Here is a 14,700-nt window from a genome sequence, read left to right as displayed (position 1 = left end):
AGTGTGCAATGTTTGCATCCGCTAAACATTTCCTATATCCGGCAAACGCAGGCAGATCATCCCTATCAGTTTGAGAGTCTCACGGGATCATGAGAGCGTCGAGAAACAATAAGTGGCGGTTGACGATGCGATCGGCCTCGCGCTGGCTGCCGACCGTCGTTCGCACGACGGGCATCATTCTTCTAACAATCCTCATCATCTTTGCTGTCTTCAGAGCGACGGCGCCTTTCCTGATCTCAAGCGGGCTGGTTCGCTCCGGCATCGAAAAGGCGCTTTCGGAATGGACGGGATACCGCGCCCAGATCGAGGGCGATCCCACTCTCGATTTCTGGCCGACACCGCGCGTGACGCTCAATCAGGTCACGATCCGCGAACCGACGAAGAACGGCAAGGTACTCGGCCATGTCGACAGCCTGTCGGCGGATTTCTCGCTGCTTTCAGCCATCCGCGGACGCGCGCATTTTCATGAGTTCCATTTCCTGCGCCCGACCCTCTACATCCGACGCGACGAGAACGGCCTGATCGATTGGACGAACGAAGGCCGCCTTTCCAAGGCGATCGAGCAGGTGGACGCCTCCTCCTCCAGCCAAGGTGTGTCGATACCCAAGGAGCAGGATGCCGCCATCGGCATGCTGACCATCGAGGACGGCAGCGTCGAGATGACGGACGATCGCAGCGGCAACGTCTACAAGATGAACGGCGTCAATGCGGACATATCGTGGCCACGGCTGTCCCGCCCGATGACGGCTGTCATCCTGGCTCGTTTCAATGGGCAGGACGTCAAGCTCAACTTCGATTCCACCCAGCCTCTGCTGCTTTTCGCCGGCAAGAGCGTGGATGCCAGGACCAGTTTCTCTTCGCCGCTGATCAGCTGGACTTATGCGGGCGTCACCAGCATCTCGGATTTCTCGACGCTTGCCGGCAATCTCGAGCTCAGCGTGCCCGACATGCCGTCCTTCCTGACCTGGAGCGGACAGCGCCTGCCGGCCGCCGATGCGCTGAAGAACGTCTCGCTCAACGCCGATATAGCAGCGATCGAGAACGGCCTGCGCTTCAACAATCTGAATTTCAAGGTCAACGATTCCGCTGCCTCCGGCGTCATGGATCTGAATTATACCACGGCCGGCAAGCCGAAGATCTCCGGCACGCTCGCCTTCGACCAGATGAACCTCAATCCGTTCCTCGCCGCCTTCTCCATGCGTCTTGCCGCCGAGACCGCCTTCGATGCGCTGCTGAACGGCAATCCGCTGCAGCGGCTCGATCTCGACATGACGCTTTCATCGAACAAGGCGGCGCTCGGTCCCTTCCAATTCGACAATATCGGCGCGAGCTTGCTCGTCGCCGGCGGCAAGGCGAAATTCGACATTGGCGATAGCGGCTTCGAGGGCGGCTCGCTGACCGCACATCTGGAAGTCGCTCCAGGAGACTTCGATGGCGGCGGCAAATTGCAGATATCCATCCGCGACGCCGATTTCGGCGGGCTCTTTACCCGGTTGAAGCTGCCAGGCCCGCTGCCGTTGATGACAGCAGGGTCGCTGGACCTTGCGCTCAGCACTTCCAAGCCGATCTGGGTCGCCACGCTCAGCGACGTCGCCGGAAAGATGCATTTCCAGTCGACAGCCGGTTCCTTCCGCCAATTCGATATCTCGTCCTTCCGGGGTCTGGCTGCCGAGAAAGCCTTCTTCCGAATGAGTGACATTGCCGGCGGATCCTTCGATTTCGACAGCATCAATGTCGATGCAAGCTTCGCAAAGGGATCGGCCGAGGTCCAGAGCGCCACGATCGCCGGGCGGAACGAAACCGTGACATTGAATGGTGTCGTTCCGTTCCGCAGCAACGGCCTGGCGCTGTCAGGCGCGATCGATGCGACCGCGCCCGCCGATTCGGAAGAGCTGCCGATGCTGCCCTTCTTCATTGGCGGCACTTGGCCGGATCCGGTCGTCTCGCCGGTGACGACGCTTTTGCAGAAGCCGGCCCAGTCGCAGGAGCAATAAAATCCGCTCCACGCAACATTGTCTCAAGCTGCGGCCGCCGCCTGCTCGTCCCTTTGACGCTGGACCTCGCGACGCTTGGTCGCAATGGAAGCGCAGATGACGCCGATGGCGACAACGCCGATCAGGATGGTGCAGATGGCGTTGATCTCCGGCGTCACGCCGAGCTTGACCTGGCTGTAGATCAGCATCGGCAGCGTCTTAGCACCGGCGCCGGACGCGAAGGTCGCGATCACCAGATCGTCGAGCGACAGCGTCAGAGCCAGCACCCAGCCCGAAAACACGGCCGGCGCGATGATCGGCAGCGTGATCTCGAAGAAGGTGCGCACCGGCGGAGCGCCCAGATCCAGCGCCGCCTCCTCGATCGAGCGATCGAAAGTCAGCAAGCGCGACTGCACGACGACGGCGACGAAACACATGGTCAGCGTCGTGTGGGCCATGACGATCGTCCAGAAGCCGCGATCGACACCGGATGTTACGAAGAGCAGCAGCAGCGACAGGCCGGTAATGACGTCAGGCATGACCAGCGGCGCATAGATCATGCCCGAAAACAGGATGCGGCCGCGGAAGCGCGTGTAGCGCACCAGGGTCAGCGCCGCCATGGTGCCGAGCACGGTGGCGATGGTCGCCGACAGGAGTGCGATGCGCACCGTCAGCCAGGCGGCGTTCAGCATGGTGTCGTTGCTGAACAGATGCACGTACCATTGCGTCGAGAAACCGCCCCAGACCGTGACCAGCCGGGACCTGTTGAACGAGTAGATGACCAGCAGCAGGATCGGCAGATAGAGGAAGGCCAGACCGAGCGTGACCGAGACGATATTGAAACGAGACCAGCGGATCATCGACTATCTCCCCTTCTCGTCGGCCTTGGCCTGGAAATGCTGGAAGAAGACGATGGGCACCACCAATACCAGAAGCAGGATGGTCGCCACCGCCGATGCCAGCGGCCAGTCGGTATTGCTGTAGAATTCGGTCCAGAGCACCTTGCCGATCATTAGGGTTTCCGAGCCGCCGAGCAGGTCGGGAATGACGAACTCGCCGACAGCCGGAATGAAGACCAGCATGCAGCCGGCAATGACGCCGGGAATGGAGAGCGGAAAGGTGACGCGCCAGAAGGCGCCGATCCGCGTGCAGCCGAGATCCTGCGCCGCTTCGATCAGCGTGTCGTCCATCTTCTCCAGCGCGGAATAGAGCGGCAAAATCATGAAGGGCAGATAGGAATAGACCATACCGATATAGACGGCTGTATTGGTGTTGAGGATGACAAGCGGCTGGTGGATGATGCCGAGCGCCATCAGCAGCTGGTTCAGCAGACCCGTGGTGCTGAGGATCGACATCCAGGAATAGACGCGGATGAGGAAGCTCGTCCAGAAGGGCAGGATGACCAGCATCAGCAAAGTGGGCCGGATCGTGCGCGGCGCTTGCGCCATGCCGTAGGCGATGGGATAGGCGATGATCAGCGTCAACAGCGTCGAGATGCCGGCGATCTGAAGACTCTGAATGTAGGCATTCATATAGAGCGGATCGCCGGTCAGCCATACGTAGTTGTCGAACGACATGGCCTGCAGCTTATCCCACCAGTCGGCGAAGCTGTCGGCCCAGGCGAAGGACGGATCATAGGGCGGAACGGACAGCGCCTTGGTCGACAGCGAGATGCGGAAGACGATGAGGAACGGCGCGAGGAAGAAGAGCAGCAGCCACGTATAGGGAATGATGATGACGAGGCGCTGATAGATTAGGGAACCGAGCGCTCTCATGATCAGTCCTTCAACAATACGCCGGCATTCTCGTCAAAGGACACCCAGACATTCTGGTCATAGGCGAAGGGCTCCTCCACGGCTCGGACCGCGTTCAGCGACGAGGCCTTGAGCACCTGTCCGCTCTTCAGCTTGACATGGAAAACGGTCATGTCGCCGAGATAGGCGATATCCCAGATCTCGCCTTCGGTGGCATTGACTGACGCGTTGGCCGGCGGCCGCGGCGTGACCCTCAACTTCTCAGGCCGGAGCGCGAGGCTGGCGCGGCTTCCCGCAGCCGGTGCCTCGCTGGAGGCGGTGCGCAGCGTGAGGGCGGGATCGACAGCGATCTCGACGATGCCGGACTGCGCGGAGGTGACGTTGCCGTCGAGTATGTTCACATCGCCGATGAAGTCTGCGACGAAGCGGCAATTGGGCGCCTCGTAGATTTCTGCCGGCGTCGCCACCTGCACCACCTTGCCGTGGCTCATGACCGCGATGCGGTCCGCCATGGTCATCGCCTCTTCCTGGTCATGGGTGACGACGACGAAGGTAAGCCCCAGGCTCTGCTGCAGATCCATGAGCTCGAACTGCGTCTCCTCGCGCAGCTTCTTGTCGAGCGCGCCGAGCGGCTCGTCGAGCAACAACACCTTCGGCCGCTTGGCAATCGAACGGGCCAGCGCCACGCGCTGCCGCTGGCCGCCGGAAAGCTGGTTAGGCTTGCGCTTGGCGAACTGCTCCAGCTTGACGAGCTTCAGCATCTGCGCGACGCGATCGTCGATCTCCGCCTTCGGCATGCCGTCTTGGCGCAGGCCGAAGGCAATGTTCTTTTCCACCGACATATGCGGAAACAGCGCGTAGGACTGGAACATCATGTTGACGGGGCGGCGATAGGGCGGCGTACCCGCAAGATTCTGGCCATCGAGCACGATCTCGCCGGTCGTCGGCTGCTCGAAGCCCGCCAGCATGCGCAGCAGCGTGGACTTGCCGCAGCCCGAGGCGCCGAGAAGGGCGAAGAATTCGCGGTTGTAGATATCCAGGGAGAGATTGTCGACAGCGATGAAATCACCGAACTTCTTCGTCACGTTCTTGAAGGAAATGTACGGCTTGGCCGAAGGATCGGTCCAAGGAGCAAAGGAACGCCGGATATTACCGAGTGACTTCATCATCTATCCCCAAATGGATTCCCGGGCGGGCTTTCCTAGAGCATCTCCGCTTTTCTTCGAATCGCGAAAACGCTCTATCTTCTTGTTTTTTCGCATTCCGGACGGAAAACCGCTGCGCACTTTTCCTGGAGATGCTCTAGCGCCGGCTCTTCCCCCTCCGGCACGCTCATGATTCCTAACGCTATCCTCATAAGGAAAGGCCCGGACGTTGCCGTCCGGGCCGCTTCGAATTACTGGCCAGTGGTGACCTTTGTCCACAAGCGCGTGGCCACTCGCTGTGTTTTCGGATCCCAAGGGGTCAGCGTGAACAGCTTGCTCCTGACCTCATCCGTCGGGTAGACGGCCGGATCTTCAAGCACGTCCTTGCTTACGAACTGCTGCGAGGCCTTGTTGCCGTTGGCGTAAGAGACGAAGTTGCTGGCCTTGGCGATGACTTCCGGCTTCATGATGTAATTGAGGAAGGCATGCGCTTCCGCGACATGCGGCGCATCGGCCGGGATCGCCATGACGTCGAACCACATCTGCGCGCCCTTCTTGGGGATCGAGTAGCTGATGTTCACACCGTTCTTGGCTTCTGCGGCCCGGTTGCGTGCCTGCAGCACGTCGCCGGAATAGCCGAAGGCGATGCAGATATCGCCGTTGGCGAGCGCATTGATATATTCGGAGGAATGGAATTTGCGGACGAAGGGCCGGATCGAGGTCAGCAGCGCCTCGGCCTTCTTGAAATCCTCGGCCTTGGTCGAATTCGGATCGAGGCCGAGATAGCGCAGAGCGGCCGGAATGGCGTCCGTCGGCGAATCCAGCACATAGATGCCGCAATCCTTGAACTTGGCGGCAACCTTGGGATCGAAGATGACGTCAATGTCAGGTGCTTCGTCGGAGCCGAGGATCTGCTTCACCTTGTCGACGTTGTAGCCGACACCGCTGGTGCCCCACATGTAGTCGATGGCGTACTGGTTGCCGGGATCGTAGGTGGCGATGCGTTGCTGCACCGTATCCCACATGTTCGAAATGTTCGGCAGCTTCGATTTGTCGAGCTTCTGGAAGACACCGGCCTTGATCTGGCGTTGCAGGAAATACGCCGTCGGCACGACGATGTCATAACCGGTCTTGCCGGCCAGAAGCTTGGTTTCCAGCGTCTCGTTCTGGTCGAACGTATCGTAAACGACCTTGATGCCGGTTTCCTTGGTGAAATCGGTCAGGATCGAATCATCGATATAATCCGACCAGTTATAGATATTGACGACCTTGTCTTCTGCCTGAGCGGCCGTCGCCAGCGAAACGACTGCGAAAGCCGTTGCTGCAAGCCTTGCGAACATGGACTTCATAATCTCTCCTGCTTCGTTCAAGGGCATCTTGGCGACACCCAACCCTCTGTTTTTCCCGTTAGACTAGAAAGGAAATCGGAACGCCACAAGGGGGAAAAGCAAGCCATTACGAGCTTTAGCGGATTTACCAAGAAACGATGGATCGCGTTGCAAAGGGCGACGCTGCCTGCTCGCACGCGATTGTGAACTCAAGATCCGCTTCCTGCGTGAATGCGGAAACCAGCTTTGCTAACATCGGAGCGTCTCACTCCTAGAATAGTCTCATGCCCGTTTCGCACCCCTGCCCAGCGGGCAAACCCAACCCATAATTCAAGGGTGCATCATGCAGTATCAAAAATTCGGCAATACCGGTCTCAATGTCTCGCGCCTATGTCTGGGCACGATGACTTTCGGCCTTCAGATCGAGCAGGAAGACACAGCCTACGCCATTCTCGATAAGGCGGCCGATGCCGGCGTCAACTTCATCGACACGGCCGACGTCTACCCGCTCGGCGGCGGCGAGCAGCTTGCCGGCCGTACAGAAGAGATCGTCGGCGGCTGGCTGAAGGGCAAGCGCGACCGCTTCATTGTCGCGACCAAAGCCGTCGGCAAGGTCGGCCCGTCCTCCTGGGACCAGGGTGCATCGCGCAAGCACCTTCTCGATGCCATCGACGCGTCGCTGCGCCGTCTCGGCACCGATTACGTCGACCTCTACCAGCTGCATTCCGACGATCGCGAAACGCCGATCGACGAGACGCTGGAGGCGCTCGACATCATCGTACGCTCAGGCAAGGCGCGTTATGTCGGCGTCTCGAACTTCCTGGCCTATCGGTTGGCACTGGCGCTCGGCCGCGCCGATGTCCTGCGCACCGCCCGCTTCGTCTCGATGCAGCCGCGCTATAATCTGCTGTTTCGTCAGGTCGAGCGCGAATTGCTACCGCTTGCCGAAGAACAACGCATCGCCGTCATCCCCTACAACCCGATCGCCGGCGGTCTTCTCACCGGCAAGCACAGGCACGATGTCGCGCCGACCGAAGGTCGCTTCAGCTCGCAGCTGCGCAGCGCCGGGACCAACTACCTGCAACGCTATTGGCACGAACGCGAATTCGCGACGATCGAGAAGCTGCGCGGCATCGCCGAAGAGGCAGGCCAATCGCTCGTCAAGCTCGCCGTCGCCTGGGTCGCCGCCAATCCGGTCATCACGTCAGCCATCATCGGCGCGAGCCGCCCGGATCAGTTGACGGACACGCTCGCCGCCATCGATCTCAAGCTCGATCCGGAGCTGAAAGCTAAGCTGGATGACGCCACCGTCGAATATCGCTGGGGTGACGCGGCGCGCTGAACAAGAGCAAACCGGCGGTCGATCACCGCCGGCCTTTCACACGTAGGTCGGGCGCTTGCCGGCAAACAGCTCCGAATGGCTTTTCAACAGCCGGGTCATGCGATCGACCACGGTGCGGATTTCCCGGCGATAGCGGTCGGCGTTGTTCATGACGATCCATTGCCGATGGCGGAGGGCTGCGATTTCTTCGCCGACCCGCTCCAGCCTCGGCTCCTGATCGCCGACGAAGCAGGGCAGAACCGCGATGCCCGACCCGGCCAGCACCAGGTCATGAAGCGATCGCGGCCGGCTGACCGTGAAGGCGATCTCCTGCCGCCGGTTCTGGTGCGGCCAGCGCAAATAGGCCGAAACCGCCTCGTCTTCCGCCACGGCGATCCAGCGCTGCGGCCCGGCAAAGCGCATGTTGCGGGCCTGATAGGCGGCATAGGCGACATCGCCGGTCTTGATGGCGGCGAGATTGGTCTCTTCCGGCTCGAAGGCGCGGATGCCGATATCGCTTTCGCGATGGGCAAGGCTGGCGCGGCGCTCGCCGAGATGCAGATCGATGCGAAAGCCGTCCCGCTCCGAGCAGATCGACGGCATGTTCTGGCTGAGCAGCCAGCCGACCCAGGTGCCGGCAGCGATCCGGACGATCGAGGCGCCCTGGGCATCGCGTTGCCAGCTATCCACCTTGCGGGCCGCGGCTTCCATCTCCAGCAGCTGGTCGAACAGCGCCTGGCCATCGCCGGTCAGGGTGTAGCCGGCCTGGCTGCGCTCGAAAAGCAGGCGGCCGATCTGCCCTTCCAGCTCCAGCATGCGCCGGCCGATCGTTGGCGGGCTCAAACCGCTAGACTCGACCGCCCCCGTCAGGCCGCCGCCACGGGCGACGTCGAGGAAAAGCTGATAGGAATCCCATGTCGTGTTTTTCATAATTGAAAAACATAGGGCGAAAACGGCTGTTTATAAAGCAAATTTCTGTGTGTAGTTGAAGAGATGCCCCACAAGATGGAGATATCTCATGATGGACAGCATCGGTTTGGCCAAGGCCATCGAACTACAATGCCGGGCGCGCGAGGAGCAATGGCGCCAGAACGAGGATCTGTTCTACCTCGACTATGGGCACGACCCCTGGCCGCTTTTCACCTGGATCGGGCGTATGCTCGACCGCCTGCATGCCGCTTATAAGGCGACAAAAAAGGCGGACCGGTTGGAGATCAACCGGTCCGCCTGCGATGATGACGGTTGCTGCGGTCAGGCCGCTTCTTCCCGCATATAGCCTGAGCTGTATCCGGCTTCGATCTTGAACTGCTGGATGAGATGCAACAGCGCGTCGGCTTCGGTGGCCAGCTCGCGGCTTGCCGCTGTAGTCTCTTCCACCATGGCGGCGTTCTGCTGCGTCATCTGATCCATGTGGTTGACCGAGGCGTTGACCTCCTGCAGCGCGCTTGCCTGGTCGTGGCTGGCGCGGGCAATCATTTCCACATGCTGGCTGATCGTGACGATCTGGCTGCTGATCTGCGCCAGGACCGAACCGGCCTCCTGCACGAACTGCGAGCCGGAATTGACCTCCTGGGTCGATTTGTTGATTAGTCCCTTGATTTCCTTTGCGGCGGCGGCAGAGCGCTGGGCCAGCTCGCGCACTTCCATGGCGACGACGGCGAAGCCCTTGCCGGCGTCACCGGCGCGCGCCGCCTCGATACCGGCATTGAGCGCCAGGAGGTTGGTCTGGAAGGCGATCTCGTCGATGACGCCGATGATCTGCTCGATCTGGCGCGAGGCACCCTCGATGCGCGTCATCGCGTCGATGGCATTGCCGACGACGACAGAGCTGTCATCGGCGCTGCGCTTGGCTTCGCGCACGATGGCATCCGCGTCCTTGGCGCGCTTGGCGGACGAGCGGACGGTGACGGTGATCTCGTCGACAGCGGCGGCGGTCTGCTCCAGCGAAGCGGCCTGCTGCTCGGTGCGCTTCGACAGATCCTCGGCGGAGGCCGCCATCTGGTTGCCGTTGCTCTGGATCATCTCGACATTGCTGCGGACCTGGCTCAGCGTCTCCTGCAGGCGCGACAGCGAGCTGTTGAAGTCCTGACGGAGCTGTTCGAGGCGGCCGATGAAGGGTGTCTCGATCGTGGCGGAAATATCGCCCTGCGCAAGACGTTCGAGACCGGCTGCGAGCTCGCTGACCGCGAAATCGATCTGTCGGTCGAGTTCGCGCTTTTCAGCGTCGTTGCGCTGGCGTTCGTGTTCAGAGGAAGCGCGCTCCTCGTCGCTCTGCTCCTCGATGCGGATCTTCGAAATGGCGTTTTCCTTGAAGATGCCGAGCGCGCGGGCCATGTCGCCGATTTCGTCGTGACGCTGCTCGCCGGAAATCGCCGTCTCGAGCATGCCATCGGCGATCCGGCGCATGGCGGCGGTGATCTGGCCGATCGGGCGCTGCAGGGTCAGGACCAGCGCGATACCGCCGGCAACCGAGAGGATGATACCCAAAGCCGTCGCCAGGATGGATATGTAGTTCGCCTGGTCGCGTTCGGTGCCGGCGCTCTGCTTCTGCGTCTCGGCAAATGCCGTGAGCTGGCCCCATACCTGATCGAGTTGCTGGCGGGCGCTTGCATATTCTGCAATCCGCTGGGTGATCGTATCGACCAGCTTGCCGCCGGCATCGTCCATCGACTTGATCGCCGGGCGGATGGCGGCATCGATGTCGCCGGCGAAGTCCATGCTTTTGGCACTCTGGTTCAGCGTATCGATATCGCCGCCGAGCTTTGCGATTTCCTGGCGCAGGCGGACGAGATTGTCCTTGTTGGTATTGGCGTTGAACTCGGCCAGCACAAGCTGCAGAGAGTAGACCGAATCTTCCAGGCGGCGGGTATCCTGCAGAACGGAATTGGTCTGCGCGACGCGGGCATCCAGCGATACGAAGGTCGTGGTCGCCTGACGCATCATCTGCGTCGCCGTCAGCTGCGTGTAGGTCGATGTCTGGCGGAAGCGCGAGAGAAGACGGCCGATATTGGTAATGGTGTCATCGGTCGGCACATCAGTGCTTTCAGTGAAAGCGGTCAGATCCTTGATCGTGCTCGTCAGCGACTGAACGACACTTTTCTGGTTCTGCGGCAGCGCAAGGTCGATGGCGCGCAGGGCCTTGTTCAGATCCGGCAGCCGGTCCTTGAGAAGCTTGACCTTATCGGCCGGCGTCGCGGCCTTGTTGAAATCCTCCGCAACCGAGGCCAGCAGATCGCCGCCTTTCAGCAAGCGGTCGGCGGCGCGCAATGTCGAGGTCGCGTCGGCCTGATCCTGCCGCATCTGATCTTCCAGCTGCTGGCTGTTGAAATCGACGTTGAAACGGGCGCTGATCAACGCTCTCTGTGCGTCGTCGATCGTCTTGCGGAACGCAACCTCCTGCTCATGGAGCGTCCACAGCCTGCCGACGAGATTGGCCGTGTCGGCCGTCTTGGCGGTCGCGTCGGTCAGATTGTCGCGGCCCTCCGCATCCGCGCCGAGCTGGCCGAGCGTCGCATTGAGCACGCCCTGCTGGGACTTGATATCCTCATAGAGCTTGTCGCGTTGCTGCGTATTGGTGATGCGCAGGAAGTCATCCATGGAGCCGTAGAGATTCTTGAAGCCGGTCAGCGATTGCAGCACGCTGTTGGAGATTTCCATGCGTCCCTGCAGCAGGCCGGAAGCATAAAGCCCGGTGAGGCCGACGGCGGAAATGCTGATGACGAAGGGCAGGACGAATAGGAGAACCTTCGTCTTGATCTTGAAACGAGACAGTATCCTATCAATAAACATAGTGGCTCAGACCTCTCACACCGCTCCCCTCGCCGACGCCTGCGCGGCGCTGGCCGGACGTATATCGTCAATCTTGAAATCGTCGCAGGCGGGGTCCTGAGTGGCGTCAGGAAGCAATCATTGCATCGGCTCGGTCTCGCAGACGAGCGCCCCATAAAACTGCGCGAATTGTGGGTCTGATAGATTAATTTTCAGATAAGGCGCCAGCGAGGGCCCTTGTTGCTGAAGAGATCCGAGTAAGAAGGCGTCGAAAAGAATATTGGCGCGCAAACAAAGGCCGCCATGACAATGACGGCCAAGACAGATAAAGCGGCTAAACTATCAGTAGCCGCGCACGGCCAGATACGCGATGCAGGCCGCAGTGGCGCCCGTCGCCAGCATCAAAAGCCTTGTGGCCAGGAGCTTGGCGTTATCCCGGGTTTGAGCGATTGCAATGGCGCGAGCACGACGATTGGTTTTGTTCATGAGCATATTCCCATTTTCGCACTGACACGATAACCGGCAAATGGTCTTTTCGGCAACTGCCAATGTATTCAATAAACATGTAGGAAAGGAAAACGCGAGAACCAGAGGCCGGTTCCATTTTCTGACGGAACGCACAAGGTATTGAATATAGAGGCTCACGCAGCCTCGCCGGCAACATGACCGGACGCCCATGCCCATTGAAAATTATAACCGCCGAGCCAGCCGGTCACATCGACGCATTCGCCGATGAAGAAGAGGCCGGGCGCGGCTTTCACCTGCATGGTTCTCGAATCGAGGCAGGTGGTATCGATGCCGCCGAGCGTCACCTCCGCAGTGCGGTACCCTTCCGAGCCGGACGGCTTCACCGGCCAGGACTGGATGGCGGCCCCGAGTTGTTGCAGGCGCTTGTCGGACTGATCAGCCAGATTGCCCGACATGCCCTCAGCCTCGACGAAGTGCTGCGCCAGCCGCTTCGGCAGGAGCTCGGCAAGGGCTGTTTGCGCCGATTGCCGGCCGTTGGCCTGCTTTGCTTTCTTAAGAAGCGCAAGGACATCGACGTCAGGCTCGATCGTGACAGTAATCTCCTCCCCTTCCCGCCAGTAGGAGGAAATCTGCAGGATGGCCGGTCCGCTGAGGCCGCGATGGGTGAAGAGCAGGGCTTCGCGAAATGCCGTCTTGCCGTGACGGATTTCGGCAGGCGCGGCGATGCCGGAAAGTGGCGCCAGGCGCTGAAGGAGCTGCGGATCGAGGGTGAGCGGCACCAGGCCCGGCCGCGTCTCGACAACAGGCAATCCGAATTGCTCGGCGATGCGATAGGCAAAACCGGTCGCTCCCATTTTCGGGATCGATTTGCCGCCGGTCGCCATGACCAGCGAGGATGCCTCGAAGGTGCCCTCCGAAGTGCTGATGCGATAGCCGCCGCCGGCAATCTGTTCGACCCCGCCCGTTTCCGTGCGCAACCACAGTTGCGCGCCGGCCGCGCGCATCTCGTCGGTCAGCATGCGGATGATGTCTTTGGCGCTGTTGTCGCAGAAGAGCTGGCCAAGCGTCTTCTCATGCCAGGCGATGCCATGGCGCTCGACCATGGCGAGGAAATCCCTGGGGGTGAAGCGGGCCAGCGCCGATATGGCGAAATGCGGATTGGCGGAGACGAAGTTCTTCGGGCCAGCATGGATATTGGTGAAATTGCAGCGGCCGCCGCCGGAAATGCGGATCTTCTCGCCGGGTGCCGCGGCGTGGTCGAGCACAGCGACGGAACGCCCGCGCTGGCCGGCGCGGATGGCGCACATCATGCCTGCCGCGCCCGCTCCGAGAACGATCACATTATACCTGCCGACCACGCTTCAACCCCTAATCATTCGCCGCGCTCACTGATCATTTTTCCATCATACGGCGAAAGTCCGAGCGGTTTTCCCCCTCGCCAATTGGCAAACTGCGGTTATGATGCAATCACCGATCAACCCAAATACGGTGTTTTATGCCTGCGAGAAAGACCCCGCTGAAAGCTTCCGTGCCTGTCTCGAAAGTCCCTACGGTACCTCCTAGCCTGAGATCGGCACGCGGCGTGGCAAACTGGAGGGAGGCAGAGCAATGGCTGCGGGCGCGCGGGATCGAGGATATCGAATGCATCACACCGGACCTTGCCGGCGTGCCGCGCGGCAAGATGATGCCGACCTCGAAATTCACCTCCAACACATCGCTGGCACTGCCTTCTGCGATCTATCGCCACACGATTTCGGGCGAATATCCGGAGGAGACTGAGAGCTTCCGCTACGAGCCGCGCGACAGCGACCTGAAGCTGGTGCCGGACCTTTCGACGCTGTCCGTCGTCCCCTGGGAAACCGATCCGACAGCGCAGGTGATCTGCGATATCGTCAATTCCGAAGGACACGCGGTGTCCTATACGCCACGCAACCTATTGAAGCAGATTCTGGGACTCTATCGCGATCGCGGCTGGAAGCCGGTGGTTGCGCCCGAGATCGAATTCTATCTCGTCGCCAAGAATGACGACCCCGACTATCCGCTGCATCCGCCGAAAGGTCGCTCCGGCCGCTCGATCCTCGGCGGTCAGGGCTACTCGATCGCCGGCATCAACGAGTTCGACGAGCTGATCGACGATATCTATCACTTCTCGGAGAAGCAGGGTCTCGAGATCGACACGCTGATCCATGAAGAGGGTCCGGCGCAGCTGGAAATCAACCTGCGCCATGGCGACCCGATCGAGCTTGCCGACCAGGTGTTCATGTTCAAGCGCACCATTCGCGAGGCGGCGCTGAAGCACGGCATCTATGCCACCTTCATGGCCAAACCCATGCAGAGCCAGGCGGGGTCGGCGATGCATATCCACCAGTCGGTCGTGAACATCGAGACCGGCAAGAATGTTTTCACCAATCCGGACGGCAGTCCGTCGCAGGAGTTCTTCCACTTCATCGGCGGCATGCAGCGCTATGTGCCGAATGCGCTGGCCATGCTTGCGCCCTATGTGAATTCCTATCGGCGGCTGGCGCCGAACATGTCGTGCCCGGTCAACAATGCCTGGGGCTACGACAACCGCACCACGGCTTTCCGCGTGCCGGTCTCCGATCCGCAGGCCCGCCGCGTCGAAAACCGGCTGCCGAGCTCCGACGCCAATCCCTACCTGGCGCTTGCCGCCTCGCTCGCCTCCGGCCTGCTCGGCATCATGAAGAAGGTGGAGCCGACGGCACCGACCGAGGATTCGGCCAACGAAGGCTCGATCGACCTGCCCCGCGGCCTTCTTGAAGCCATCGCGCTCTTGGAGGGCGAACCGGCCTTCCAGGAGGTCCTCGGCAAGGAATTCATCGACATCTATGCCGGTGTCAAACGCGGCGAGTTCGAAACCTTCATGCAGGTGATCAGCCCGTGGGAGCGGGAATTCCTTCTGCTCAACGTGTGAGGGGATCGCCC

The 14,700-nt window shown here is 60.8% G+C and carries 12 protein-coding genes; 4 read left to right on the top strand and 8 right to left on the bottom strand.

The genetic code is table 11. The annotated features are described in order from the left end of the window. Positions 1–89: 89 nt before the first annotated feature. Positions 90–1,994 carry an AsmA-like C-terminal region-containing protein gene (locus tag JTP94_RS07335; RefSeq protein WP_204849878.1) on the top strand — a complete coding sequence of 635 codons (1,905 nt, stop codon included), beginning with the start codon at positions 90–92 and terminating at the stop codon, positions 1,992–1,994. A 23-nt stretch (positions 1,995–2,017) separates the two neighbouring features. Here the strand turns inward: JTP94_RS07335 and JTP94_RS07330 are convergent, their stop codons facing one another. The 4 genes from JTP94_RS07330 to JTP94_RS07315 form a co-directional block, all read right to left on the bottom strand. After that, positions 2,018–2,833: an ABC transporter permease subunit gene (locus JTP94_RS07330; RefSeq protein WP_204849877.1), complete on the bottom strand. Its 816-nt coding sequence runs from the start codon at positions 2,831–2,833 to the stop codon at positions 2,018–2,020. A gap of 3 nt (positions 2,834–2,836) precedes the next feature. Continuing rightward, entirely contained in the window at positions 2,837–3,748 is a 912-nt protein-coding gene (locus JTP94_RS07325; protein WP_204849876.1) for an ABC transporter permease subunit, read from the bottom strand. Positions 3,749–3,750: 2 nt separating this feature from the next. Beyond that, on the bottom strand, positions 3,751–4,893 hold the full coding sequence (locus tag JTP94_RS07320; protein ID WP_204849875.1) for an ABC transporter ATP-binding protein: 1,143 nt from the start codon (positions 4,891–4,893) through the stop codon (positions 3,751–3,753). 230 nt (positions 4,894–5,123) lie between these two features. Then, entirely contained in the window at positions 5,124–6,212 is a 1,089-nt protein-coding gene (locus tag JTP94_RS07315; RefSeq protein WP_246754735.1) for a polyamine ABC transporter substrate-binding protein, read from the bottom strand. Positions 6,213–6,543: 331 nt separating this feature from the next. Here JTP94_RS07315 and JTP94_RS07310 point away from each other — a divergent pair, with 331 nt between their 5' ends. Next, entirely contained in the window at positions 6,544–7,542 is a 999-nt protein-coding gene (locus tag JTP94_RS07310) for an aldo/keto reductase (protein WP_204849873.1), read from the top strand. A 36-nt stretch (positions 7,543–7,578) separates the two neighbouring features. Here the strand turns inward: JTP94_RS07310 and JTP94_RS07305 are convergent, their stop codons facing one another. Beyond that, the gene (locus tag JTP94_RS07305; RefSeq protein WP_204849872.1) at positions 7,579–8,451 is read right to left on the bottom strand and encodes a LysR family transcriptional regulator; all 873 of its coding nucleotides are present in this window, start codon (positions 8,449–8,451) and stop codon (positions 7,579–7,581) included. 88 nt (positions 8,452–8,539) lie between these two features. Here JTP94_RS07305 and JTP94_RS07300 point away from each other — a divergent pair, with 88 nt between their 5' ends. Continuing rightward, positions 8,540–8,797 carry a hypothetical protein gene (locus tag JTP94_RS07300; RefSeq protein ID WP_204849871.1) on the top strand — a complete coding sequence of 86 codons (258 nt, stop codon included), beginning with the start codon at positions 8,540–8,542 and terminating at the stop codon, positions 8,795–8,797. On the opposite strand, the gene JTP94_RS07295 is transcribed toward JTP94_RS07300, so the two are convergent. From JTP94_RS07295 to JTP94_RS07285, 3 genes are all read right to left on the bottom strand, one after another. After that, positions 8,773–11,310, bottom strand: a complete 2,538-nt coding sequence (locus JTP94_RS07295) for a HAMP domain-containing methyl-accepting chemotaxis protein (protein WP_204849870.1) — start codon at positions 11,308–11,310, stop codon at positions 8,773–8,775. The genes JTP94_RS07300 and JTP94_RS07295 overlap by 25 nt on opposite strands. A 321-nt stretch (positions 11,311–11,631) precedes the next feature. After that, positions 11,632–11,775 (bottom strand): hypothetical protein, encoded by a 144-nt coding sequence (locus JTP94_RS07290; protein WP_202904179.1) that lies wholly within the window; start codon positions 11,773–11,775, stop codon positions 11,632–11,634. Positions 11,776–11,930: 155 nt separating this feature from the next. After that, positions 11,931–13,115 (bottom strand): NAD(P)/FAD-dependent oxidoreductase, encoded by a 1,185-nt coding sequence (locus tag JTP94_RS07285; RefSeq protein ID WP_204849869.1) that lies wholly within the window; start codon positions 13,113–13,115, stop codon positions 11,931–11,933. Between the two features lie 137 nt (positions 13,116–13,252). Here JTP94_RS07285 and JTP94_RS07280 point away from each other — a divergent pair, with 137 nt between their 5' ends. Next, positions 13,253–14,689, top strand: coding sequence for a glutamine synthetase family protein (locus JTP94_RS07280; protein ID WP_204849868.1), 1,437 nt, complete (start codon positions 13,253–13,255; stop codon positions 14,687–14,689). Positions 14,690–14,700: the final 11 nt, after the last annotated feature.

This window comes from Martinezella lusitana, from assembly GCF_016901135.1.
In the GTDB taxonomy this organism is placed as follows: Bacteria; Pseudomonadota; Alphaproteobacteria; order Rhizobiales; family Rhizobiaceae; genus Rhizobium; species Rhizobium lusitanum_D.
Note: the sequence above shows the minus strand (reverse complement) of the source record. Positions and strands in the feature narration are given on the sequence as shown.

Excerpts from the sequence above, each read along its gene's own strand:
- JTP94_RS07330 (WP_204849877.1), bottom strand. The coding sequence starts at position 2,833 with ATGATCCGCTGGTCTCGTTTCAATATCGTCTCGGTCACGCTCGGTCTG.
- JTP94_RS07290 (WP_202904179.1), bottom strand. The coding sequence starts at position 11,775 with ATGAACAAAACCAATCGTCGTGCTCGCGCCATTGCAATCGCTCAAACC.
- JTP94_RS07280 (WP_204849868.1), top strand. The coding sequence starts at position 13,253 with ATGCCTGCGAGAAAGACCCCGCTGAAAGCTTCCGTGCCTGTCTCGAAA.
- JTP94_RS07305 (WP_204849872.1), bottom strand. The coding sequence starts at position 8,451 with ATGAAAAACACGACATGGGATTCCTATCAGCTTTTCCTCGACGTCGCC.
- JTP94_RS07325 (WP_204849876.1), bottom strand. The coding sequence starts at position 3,748 with ATGAGAGCGCTCGGTTCCCTAATCTATCAGCGCCTCGTCATCATCATT.
- JTP94_RS07320 (WP_204849875.1), bottom strand. The coding sequence starts at position 4,893 with ATGAAGTCACTCGGTAATATCCGGCGTTCCTTTGCTCCTTGGACCGAT.
- JTP94_RS07295 (WP_204849870.1), bottom strand. The coding sequence starts at position 11,310 with ATGTTTATTGATAGGATACTGTCTCGTTTCAAGATCAAGACGAAGGTT.
- JTP94_RS07300 (WP_204849871.1), top strand. The coding sequence starts at position 8,540 with ATGATGGACAGCATCGGTTTGGCCAAGGCCATCGAACTACAATGCCGG.
- JTP94_RS07310 (WP_204849873.1), top strand. The coding sequence starts at position 6,544 with ATGCAGTATCAAAAATTCGGCAATACCGGTCTCAATGTCTCGCGCCTA.
- JTP94_RS07335 (WP_204849878.1), top strand. The coding sequence starts at position 90 with ATGAGAGCGTCGAGAAACAATAAGTGGCGGTTGACGATGCGATCGGCC.
- JTP94_RS07315 (WP_246754735.1), bottom strand. The coding sequence starts at position 6,212 with ATGTTCGCAAGGCTTGCAGCAACGGCTTTCGCAGTCGTTTCGCTGGCG.